The following is an 8,535-nucleotide window of genomic DNA, read 5'->3' on the forward strand; positions in this document are numbered from 1 at the left end:
ATGAACGGCGAGGCGCATCTTTCGGACCTCTCGCTGCGATTGCTCGGGCGACCCTATGCCGACCTCGACCCCGACGAATGCCGGGTGATCGCGGCGATCGCCAACCGCCAGCTGATCAGCCGCGATGCCGCCGACCTCGACGATGCCGAGGCCACGTTCGGCGCGCGGCTGTCCGACAAGGTCGCGGCGGTCGGCGGGTCGTGGAGTTTCATCATCCTGTTCACCGCCGTGCTGCTCGGCTGGATGCTGCTCAATTCGGACGTGCTGGCGCGTTGGGGGATGGCGTTCGACCCCTATCCGTTCATTTTCCTGAACCTGATGCTGTCGACGCTGGCGGCGGTGCAGGCGCCGATCATCATGATGAGCCAGAACCGGGCGGCGGCGAAGGATCGCATCGCGGCCGGGCTGGACTATGAAATCAACCTGCGCGCCGAGCTGGAGATCATGCGGCTGCACGAGAAGGTCGACCAGTTGACGGAGGCGGTGAAGGCGTTGAAAGTACAGCCCTGACCAAGCGGAATGGGGCGCTGCGACGATGACCACCGACCTGTCTTTTTGCGGCCGCGAGGTCGAGCTGGCTACCCTCGGCGAATGTTGGCGACTGGCGTCGAATGCGGATGCCCCGCAGCCACAGCTGGTCCTGCTCACTGCAGAGCCGGGGGTGGGCAAGACGCGGCTGGTGCTCGAATTCCTGCGCCGGCAAATTGCGGGGCTCGCCGATCAGCCGGGCTATTGGCCCGATCCGGCTGGGCTGGTGTCCGATCGCCTGCATCTGAATTTTCCGCCCGACCAATGCCGCTTCGACCGGCCGATACCGTTCCTGTGGTGGGGCATCGCGGCGCAGGCCGAGGGGGGCGACAGCGTCGCGCTCCACGACCGCTTCCTCGCGCCGCACCTCGTCGCGATGTCGATGCGCGCCCGCATGGCGGGCACCGGCGTTTCGCTGGCAAAAATCTGGGCGGGGGCCGGCGTCGATGCGCTGGCCGGCGCGTTGCAGGTCGACACGATCTTGTCGGTCGGCGGTGCCTTTCTGGATTCGGTCAAGCTGCTGCAGGGCGAGATCGGCAAGGGCGCGGCGCAGGCCTTGGCGGGGGACACGCTGGTGAAGAACCGCGTCGATGCGCTGCTCGCCGACCTCGAACAGGTGCTGAACCCCGCCGCGCGGCTGGGCTATGCGCGGGTGCCGGCGATGATCCTGATCGATGATGCGCAATTCGCTGGCGCCGATCCGGGCTTGCTGCGCTTTGTCGAGCGGCTGACCCATGCCGCGATGACGCAGCGCTGGCCGGTGATGATCGTGATGACGCACTGGCAGACCGAATGGACGCTCGAAGGCGATCGCGGCGGCCGGTCGGTCGCGACGCTGGTCCATCATGCGCGCCATGGCGGCAGCGACGAGCCGGGGCCGATCTCGGGGATATTCGGCGGTTATCTCAACAGCGAAAATTATCACGAGATCCGGCTGGCAAAGCTGAACGATCTCGATCCCGCGCTGCGGACCGCCTTGCCGGGCCTGCCCGCCGACCAGCGCATCGCACTGCTGGACGCGGTCGACGGCAATCCGCGCTTTCTGGAACAGATCATCGCCTATCTGCGCGGCGAGCCGCGGCTGTTCGACGATTTCGATCCGGCGCGCGCTCTCACCGCCGAGGGGCTGGCCGAAGCGCTGTCGCGCTCGCAGCGCGTGCACGAGGTGGTGCTGGCGCGGCTGACGTCGGCGCAGGTGGCGCCCGAGGTTCGCGAGGCGCTGGCGCTGGCGAGCGTGCAGGGCATGCAGGTGGTTCGCGAGGTGGTCGAGGCGGCGGGGCGGTCACTGCTAGGCCACGACCTCGGCGAGCCGCTGCTGCGCGGGCAGGACCCGTTCAGCGTCATGGCATTCGAGAGCGGCGGCGCGGTCGGCAGCTTTACCGAGCGCCTGTTCCTCCAGGCGGCGGCGCAGTTGCGGCGCAACATCAAGGGGCTGCACGACGAGGCGGCGGTGAAGGCGGCGCTGATCCCGGCGATCCAGACGATGCTCGACGATCCGGACGCGGATGCCGCGACGCGTGACGCGGCGGCGTCGGTGGCGCTCCGGCTTGTGGAGGATGCCGGCGATGCCGCCGCGCGCCGCCTGGTCGCGACCGCGGCCGCCACACGCATGGAGGCGAGCGATGAGCCAGAGGCGATCCGCGCGCTGCTCGACCGGTTTTTCGCCGCGATCACGGCAGGCGACGATGCCGAACAGGCGGCGACGATCGCGGCGATGCCGCACGAACCGCTGGTGACGGCGGTGACGAATGCCCGGTTGTTCGACCGGAAAGAGGCGATCGCGCGGCTGGCCGATCTGCGCATATCCGCGCTGCGCAAGGCGGGCGGAACCTCAGCGCGCGAACGGTACGAGCTGGCGATCTGGTTGAAGGGCCGCGGCGTGATCCACGGTGGTGCGGGCGAGTTCGACGAAGCGACCGCCTGTTTCGAAGAAGCCATCGCCCTGTATCGCGATGCGCTGGCAGCCGAGCCGTCGCGGGCGATCATGGACGGCATTCAGGATGTGCTGACCTTGACGGCGGGCGACGACGACATGACCGGATCCTATGCCAAGGCCGACGAACGGATCGACCTGTTGCTCGACATCATCGGCTGGGCGCGGGACCAGGCGGTGTTGACCGGCGACGAGGCGGATTACCGGCGCGGTGCGACCCTGTCGCTGCGCGGGCATATGCTGATGCGTCGCGATCATCGGTCGGCGCGATCCGGCGGGGATATTCGCGCCCGGATGCGCGCGCAGGCGGCGCGTCGGCCGATGATCGAGGCGAGCTTGGCCGAAGCCGAGGCTATCGCGCGCAAGCTGGTCGAGCGGGGCGACGGCGACGCGCGGCGCGACCTGTCGGCGGCGCTGAACAGCCGCGCCGACCGGACGCGAACGAGCGATGCCGATGCGGCGCTGGCGGCAAGCGACGAGAGCATCGCGATCATGCGCGCGCTGGTTGCCGAGGCACCGCGCGTGGCATGGCTGAGGGATCTGGCGACAGCGTTGACCGTCCGCGCGCGCGTGATGCGACAGCGCGAGGAATCGTCGGCGGACGACCTGGCCGAGGCACTCGATTTGTTGAAGCAGGCCGAGGCGCGATTAATGAACGATGCGGCGCGCGCCGATGTCGCGGCGGCGATCCGCAATGTCGCGATGGATCATGCGCGGAGTGCTCCGCAACTGGCGACGATGGGGCAGATGCTGCTCGAACGGCGCGATATTGCGGGTGCCTTCGCGGCGTTTCGCGCCGCGGTGGCCGCGGTCGCGTCGATCTATGACCGGGAGATTTCCCACGAGTTGCTAACGCCGCTGTTTCAGTCGGCGTTGACGATGCTGGGACTCGCCCCGCATCTCGACCCGCCGCTCGACGCCGAAGCCGCCGAGCAGGTGATGCTCGAAGGCTTCATGGCGGCGATGGCCTTCGTCAAGCGCCGGATGCCCGATGGCGCCGACGGGATCGCCGAGGCAGGCGCGGCGTGCGCCGACGCTTATGCCGACACCGGCCTAGCCAAGATGTTCGCCGACCTCCTCGCGCTGGTGCAGGACCAGCGCGAGGTCGATGCCGACCTTTCCTAGAGCCGGACCATCCGCATGCCCTGTTCGCCGTAGCGCGGACCGCTGGTGCCGCCCATCGGCGCCGCGGCGGCGATCGCGGCGAGGTCGTCGGCGGTCAGCGTGACATCGACGCCGCCGACGCTATCCTCCATCGTGACGCGGCGCTTGGTGCCGGGGATCGGGACGATGTCGTCGCCCTGCGCGAGCAGCCAGGCGAGCGCGACCTGGGCTTTCGAGGCGCCATGCTTGTCGGCGACCGCGCCGATCGCGTCGACGATCGCGAGGTTGGCGGGGAAGTTTTCCTCGCTGTAGCGCGGGTCGTTACGGCGCCAGTCCTTCTCGGGCAACTCGTCGCGGCTGCGCACCGCGCCCGCGAGGAAGCCGCGGCCGAGCGGCGAATAAGGGACGAAGCCGATGCCATTTTCGCGGCACGCGGTCAGGATTTCCGCCTCGACGTCGCGTTCCCAGATCGAATATTCGCTCTGCAGCGCGGTGATCGGCGCGGCCTTGGCGGCGCGGCGGATCGTCTCGGGGCCGGCCTCGGACAGCGCGATGTGGCGGACCTTGCCTTCGTTGACCAGGTCCATCATCCCGCCGACCACCTCCTCGATCGGGATCGCGGGATCGACGCGGTGCTGATAGAAAAGGTCGATCGTGTCGATGCCGAGCCGCTGCAGCGAGCCTTCGCACGCGGCGCGGGCGTTGGCGGGCGAGCCGTCGACCCCGACGATCTGGTTGCCATCGAATTTGAAGCCGAACTTGGTCGCGATGACGAGGCCCTCGCGCTTGCCCTTGATCGCCGCGCCCAGCAGTTCCTCGTTCGAAAACGGGCCATAGATTTGTGCGGTGTCGAAGAAGGTGACGCCGAGGTCGATCGCGCGGTGGATCGTCGCGGTCGATTCGTCGAGGTCGGCGGCCTCGCCATAGAGGATATTGCCGCCCTTGATCATCGGCATGCAGCCGATGCCGATGGCGGACACTTCGAGGCCGTGGCCGAGCTTGCGATATTTCATGGCGTCTCTCCTGCTGATTTCGTGTCGTCGTCGATGCCGTCGGCCGCATATTTCGTCGCGGCGACGTCGCCGATAACATTGCCGAGCGTCCGGAAGATGTCGGGAAAGGTCTCGACCGCGACGAGCAGCCCCAGCGGAGCGACGGGCACCCCCATCGACACCGCGATCGGGGCGATCGAGGTCACGAAGCTGATCGACCCGGGCAGGCTGACCGAACTCAGCGCCGCCGCCATCGCGACCCCCAGCCCGACCGCCATCTCCCACGGCGTGAGCTGGATACCGAACAGCCAGGCGACATAGACGACGACCGCGAGGTTCATCGCCGGGCTGGTGAAGCGGAACAGCGCGACCGCGAGCGGCAGCACGACATCGGCCTTCTTGGGATCGACGCCGAGTTCTTCGGAGGATTTGAGCATCGCGGGCAGGCTGGCGAGCGAGCTTTGGGTGCTGATCGCGACCGCGAGGGTCGGGACCATCGCGCGGACGAAACGCGGCAGTGAAATGCCGACGACGAGCCAGGCGAGCAAGAGCCCGAGGATGAGGCAGCAGACGCCGATTCCCATCAGGATCAGCACATAATGGATGAGCCCGCCGAACGCCGCGACCCCGGCCTTGACCGCGAGCGCATAGCCCAAGGCAAAGACGCCGATCGGCGCGAGCGCGAGGACCCAGCCGATGACGATCAGCATCGCATCGCCCAGCGCCTTGAACAGCCCCGACAGCGTCGCGCGCTGCACGGGCTCGAGCTTGGTGATCGCGAAGGCAAAGATCGTCGTGAAGACGATCAGCGGCAGGATCGCGGTTTCGGCGGCGGCGGCGATCGGGTTGGTCGGGATCAGCGAGAGCAGGAAATCGCCGAAGGTCGGCGACGGTCCGGCGGTTGCCGTGCCGCCAAGCCCGTGACGCAGCGCTTCGGCGGCCCCGGCCGAGAGCGGAAAGAGCCGCAGCAGCAGCGGCGTCATCAACAGCGACATCGTCCCCGACAGGAAGATCGCGGCAAGAAAGATCATGACCGAGCGCGCCGCGAGCCGGCCCGCGCGCGCGGCGTCGGCGGTCGCGGTGATGCCGGTGATAAGCAGCGCGACCACCAGCGGCACGATCGTCATCTTGAGCGCGTTGAGCCAGAGCAGGCCGATCGGTTCGATAAAGGGCAGCGAGGCAGTCGCGGCGGCGAGCGAAACGCCCTCGACCGCGATCCCGAGCAGCATGCCGGCGACGAGCGCCCCAAGGATGATCCATGCCGATTTCAAGTTCAAATCCCCCAAAGGAACGCTGGCCAGCTTGCCAAGCAAAACGGCGTAACCTAGGGCCATCCCAGGAACGCCGGGGCAGGCTCTGTCTTCGTCCCGGCTTAGGTAGCAGAGGTGGTATGCGCAAGTTTTTCGGAACCGATGGCATCCGCGGCCTGACCAACCAGATCCCGATGACGGTCGAGGTCGCGATGCGTGTCGGCATGGCGGCGGGCGCGCATTTCCTGCGCGGCGACCACAAGCATCGGGTGGTGATCGGCAAGGACACGCGGCTTTCGGGCTATATGCTTGAAAATGCGCTCGTCGCGGGGTTCACCAGCGTCGGCATGGACGTTGTGCAGGTGGGGCCGATGCCCACTCCCGCCATTGCGATGCTGACCCGGTCGATGCGCGCCGACCTCGGCGTGATGCTGTCTGCGAGCCACAATCCCTTTTACGATAACGGCATCAAGCTGTTCGGGCCCGATGGTTACAAGCTGTCCGACGCCGACGAGGCACAGATCGAGCTGTTGCTCGCGAGCGAACCGAAGCTCGCCGAGCCCGCACAGATCGGCCGCGCGAAGCGCATCGACGACGCGCGCGGGCGCTATATCCATGCGGTGAAACAGAGCCTGCCCGAATCGGTGCGCCTCGACGGGCTGAAGATCGTGCTCGATTGCGCCAATGGCGCCGCGTACAACAGCGCGCCGACGGTGTTCTGGGAACTCGGCGCCGATGTTGTCGCGATCGGGGTCACCCCCAACGGCATCAACATCAACGACAAATGCGGATCGACCGCGCCCGGCCTGCTGCAGGAAACCGTCGTCGCGAGCGGCGCCGACATCGGCATCGCGCTCGATGGCGATGCCGACCGGCTGATCGTCGTCGACGAAAAGGGCGCGATCGTCGATGGCGACCAGATCATGGCGCTGATCGGCGCGAGCTGGGCCAGACAAGGCCGGCTGAAGGGCGGCGGGGTCGTCGCGACGGTGATGTCGAACCTCGGGCTCGAACGGTTTCTCGAAGGCCAGGGCCTGACGCTCGAGCGGACCAAGGTCGGCGACCGGTACGTGCTCGAACGCATGAAATCGGGCGGTTTTAACGTCGGCGGCGAACAGTCGGGGCATATGATCTTGTCCGACCATGCGACGACCGGCGACGGTACGTTGGCGGGGCTTCAGGTGCTCGCCGAACTCGTCGCGTCGGGCAAGCCCGCGAGCGAATTGCTCCACCAGTTCGATCCTGTGCCGCAATTGCTCAAAAATGTCCGGTTCTCGAAGGGCGAGCCGCTCGACGATGCCCATGTCAAAGCCGCGATCGCCGACGGCGAGGCCGCGCTCGCCGGGCGCGGGCGCCTCGTCATCCGTGCCTCGGGCACCGAACCCCTCATCCGTGTCATGGCCGAAGGCGATGACGCATCCCAGGTAGAAAGCGTCGTCGACAGTATCTGCGACGCAGTCAGAAAGGCAGTAAGTTAATGTTGGAAATGCGACCCGATTGCGAAAAGTGCGGCAAGGACCTGCCCGCGAACATGCACGGCGCCTTCATCTGTTCGATGGAGTGCACCTTTTGCGCCAATTGTGCCGACCGGATGGACGAGCAATGCCCCAATTGCGGCGGCGACCTGCTCGACCGGCCGCTGCGCGAGGGCGCGATCCTCGCGAAATATCCCGGCTCGACGGTGCGGAAGTACAAGGTTTGACCGCACGCGTCCTGATCATCGCCGGCTCCGACAGCGGGGGCGGCGCGGGGATTCAGGCCGATATCAAGACGGTCACGATGCTCGGCGGCCATGCGATGACCGCGATCACCGCGATCACGGCGCAGAACACGCTGGGGGTCGAGGGCGTCCATGCGATCCCGACCGAGATGGTGGTGCAGCAGATGCGCTGCGTCGCCGAGGACATCGGGGTCGATGCGGTCAAGATCGGGATGCTCGGCAGCGCCGACACCGCGATGGCGGTCGCCGAGGAACTGATCTCGGGCGTCTACGGCGAATCCTTCGTCTTCGATCCCGTCATGGTCGCGACGAGCGGCGCGATGCTCGCCGATCCCAAGACGATCGACGCGATGGAACTGCTCGCGAACCTGAGCACCGTCGTGACGCCGAACTGGCCCGAACTCGCCGCGCTGCGCGGCTGTGCGGCGATCACCGCCGAAACGGTCGAGGCCGAAGCGGTCGCCTATGCGCAAAAGGTCGAGGCGGCGGTGCTCGCCAAGGGCGGCCATGGCGGCGGCGACACGATAACCGACCGGCTGGTCACCGGCCATGGCACGATCGCGCTGTGGGAAGCGCCGCGGATCGACACCCGCAGCACCCACGGCACCGGCTGCACGCTGGCGAGCGCGATCGCGACCGGACTGGCGCAAGGCATGCCGCTCGAACCCGCGGTCGCGCGTGCGCGCGATTTCGTGCGGCTGGCGCTGCTCGACGCGCCGGGGCTGGGGCAGGGGCACGGCCCGATGGGGCAGCAACTGGTGCGCAACGACGGGCTGTTCACCGGCCCGGCGCTGAACCAGATCACCCTGCCGGCGAAGGATTATGCGGTCTCGGTTGGGTTCTACAAACAGATGGGGCTGACGCAGATCGTCGATAGCCCGGACAATGGCTATGCAAGGTTCGAGGCGATCAACGGGGTGACCCTGTCGATCCACTCGTCCCCCTCCCGCTTGCGGGAGGGGCTAGGGGAGGGCGTGTCATCCACGTCGTCCAACAGGACAAGCCCTC

Annotated in this window: 7 protein-coding genes; 5 read left to right on the forward strand and 2 right to left on the reverse strand. The window is 67.4% G+C overall.

Going from position 1 to position 8,535, the window contains the following annotated elements:
- Positions 1-510 (forward strand): DUF1003 domain-containing protein, encoded by a 510-nt coding sequence (locus tag ASD67_RS19950; protein ID WP_056350854.1) that lies wholly within the window; start codon positions 1-3, stop codon positions 508-510.
- A gap of 25 nt (positions 511-535) precedes the next feature.
- Positions 536-3,586 (forward strand): AAA family ATPase, encoded by a 3,051-nt coding sequence (locus ASD67_RS19955; protein WP_056350856.1) that lies wholly within the window; start codon positions 536-538, stop codon positions 3,584-3,586.
- Here the strand turns inward: ASD67_RS19955 and ASD67_RS19960 are convergent.
- Both ASD67_RS19960 and ASD67_RS19965 read right to left on the reverse strand, forming a co-directional pair.
- Positions 3,583-4,578 carry an aldo/keto reductase gene (locus ASD67_RS19960; protein WP_056350858.1) on the reverse strand — a complete coding sequence of 332 codons (996 nt, stop codon included), beginning with the start codon at positions 4,576-4,578 and terminating at the stop codon, positions 3,583-3,585. The genes ASD67_RS19955 and ASD67_RS19960 overlap by 4 nt on opposite strands.
- Positions 4,575-5,834, reverse strand: a complete 1,260-nt coding sequence (locus tag ASD67_RS19965; RefSeq protein ID WP_235535752.1) for a dicarboxylate/amino acid:cation symporter — start codon at positions 5,832-5,834, stop codon at positions 4,575-4,577. Before ASD67_RS19965 ends, ASD67_RS19960 begins: the two co-directional genes overlap by 4 nt.
- A 113-nt stretch (positions 5,835-5,947) precedes the next feature.
- Between ASD67_RS19965 and glmM the strand changes: the two genes are divergently transcribed.
- From glmM to thiD, 3 genes are all read left to right on the forward strand, one after another.
- Positions 5,948-7,285 (forward strand): phosphoglucosamine mutase, encoded by a 1,338-nt coding sequence (gene glmM / locus ASD67_RS19970; protein ID WP_056350860.1) that lies wholly within the window; start codon positions 5,948-5,950, stop codon positions 7,283-7,285.
- Positions 7,285-7,509: a DUF1272 domain-containing protein gene (locus tag ASD67_RS19975; protein ID WP_056350861.1), complete on the forward strand. Its 225-nt coding sequence runs from the start codon at positions 7,285-7,287 to the stop codon at positions 7,507-7,509. The genes glmM and ASD67_RS19975 overlap by 1 nt, the downstream gene beginning before the upstream one ends.
- Positions 7,506-8,535 (forward strand): bifunctional hydroxymethylpyrimidine kinase/phosphomethylpyrimidine kinase (gene thiD / locus ASD67_RS19980; RefSeq protein ID WP_235535753.1); only part of this gene is annotated, 1,030 nt, incomplete at its 3' end. The genes ASD67_RS19975 and thiD, both read left to right, overlap by 4 nt.

It is taken from the genome of Sphingopyxis sp. Root1497, from assembly GCF_001427085.1.
GTDB lineage: Bacteria > Pseudomonadota > Alphaproteobacteria > Sphingomonadales > Sphingomonadaceae > Sphingopyxis.